The organism is Levilactobacillus senmaizukei DSM 21775 = NBRC 103853 (genome assembly GCF_001592085.1).
In the GTDB taxonomy this organism is placed as follows: Bacteria; Bacillota; Bacilli; order Lactobacillales; family Lactobacillaceae; genus Levilactobacillus; species Levilactobacillus senmaizukei.
Genome location: NZ_BCWD01000061.1, coordinates 1 through 1,259, shown reverse-complemented (window position 1 = coordinate 1,259; position 1,259 = coordinate 1). Strand labels below are relative to the sequence as shown.

Genomic DNA, 1,259 nt, shown 5'->3' with positions numbered 1-1,259 from the left:
GGTCCCCTGTCAATAAAATAGACAATTTAAATAGAGACTTTTTTGTCCTATGCCACGACTAAATTTTGAATTTGAGTTTGATACTCATCTTCAAGTTGCTTTGGTGATTTGAATCCACAGTGACTGTGAATTCTAACTGTGTTGTAAAACGTTTCAATGTACTGAAAAACTAGTCGTTTAGCTTCGGAGTATGAATGGATTTTAAACCGATTTATCCATTCACGCTTAATCAAGGCATGAAACGACTCAATGCAGGCATTATCCCAAGGATAAGCTTTCTTTGAATAGCTTAATGTCATGTTAGCTGTAACTTGATTGTAAGCTTCAGACGTAAACTGACTACCACGATCACTGTGCATGATTAATGGCTTGCTAATATGGCGACTGTGCTTAGTCTTTTCAATAAGTGGGATGACATTCGATACCTCCAAGGTTTCAGATAAGTCCCAACCAATGATCCGTCGGGAGTACAAGTCCATAATACTGGTTAAATAAACGAATCCGTCATGAACTGGAATATAAGTAGTGTCAATGCACCAAACGGCGTTTGGTCGCAATGGATTGAACTGCTCGTCTAAAATATTTATTAGCTGTTTATCAAACTTAGAATTGCGAGTGGTAGTCGTCCAAGGGGTTAGGTAAACGGTGTGAATGCCAAGTTCACGCATATACTTACCAACAGTTCGTTCAGCGATCTTATATCCTTTTGAGCGAAGTTCTTGGGTGATTTTGCCGGCACCGTAAATACAAAGGCTTTTGAGCCAAATTGCTGTAATTTCACCTTGAATAAACTTCTTCCGAAGCTTTCGCGGTGATTGGTGATTATGACGCTTTTCTCGTTGATAGTAACCACTTCTTGAGATTCCAACATAATCACACATACCATTGATGGAAGGGTGGGATTCCAAAGCGTGCTGAACGTCCATTTCTTGGTATACCTTTTCGGTAGTTACTTGCTCAGAATCCCGATTGATTTTTTTAACACTTCGATCGCTCCTTCAGCGTCACGAAGTTGACGCTTTAGTCGTGCAATCTCCTTGTCCTTATCGCTGGCAAAATTACCAGAGCCACGGCCAAACTCCCCAGTCTCAGTAAACAGCTTAATCCATTTATGTAATGTACTAGCCCCAATACCTAGATTCTTACTTATTTCATTCATGGTCATGTGATCCTTGTTATCTAAGTAATACTGAACGGCCTGTTCCTTAAATTCCTTGTCATAACTGTGCTTCGTCATTATTTGATCCTCCAATTTACTT

General features: G+C 39.7%; 2 protein-coding genes. Both read right to left on the bottom strand.

Annotated features, from left to right (window positions below):
• Window positions 1–47 precede the first annotated feature (47 nt).
• Complete coding sequence (locus LSE01S_RS10600; protein ID WP_061777591.1) at window positions 48–926, bottom strand: IS3 family transposase; 879 nt, start codon at window positions 924–926, stop codon at window positions 48–50.
• A gap of 23 nt (window positions 927–949) precedes the next feature.
• Window positions 950–1,237 carry a transposase gene (locus tag LSE01S_RS10595; protein ID WP_003688751.1) on the bottom strand — a complete coding sequence of 96 codons (288 nt, stop codon included), beginning with the start codon at window positions 1,235–1,237 and terminating at the stop codon, window positions 950–952.
• Between the last annotated feature and the right edge of the window lie 22 nt (window positions 1,238–1,259).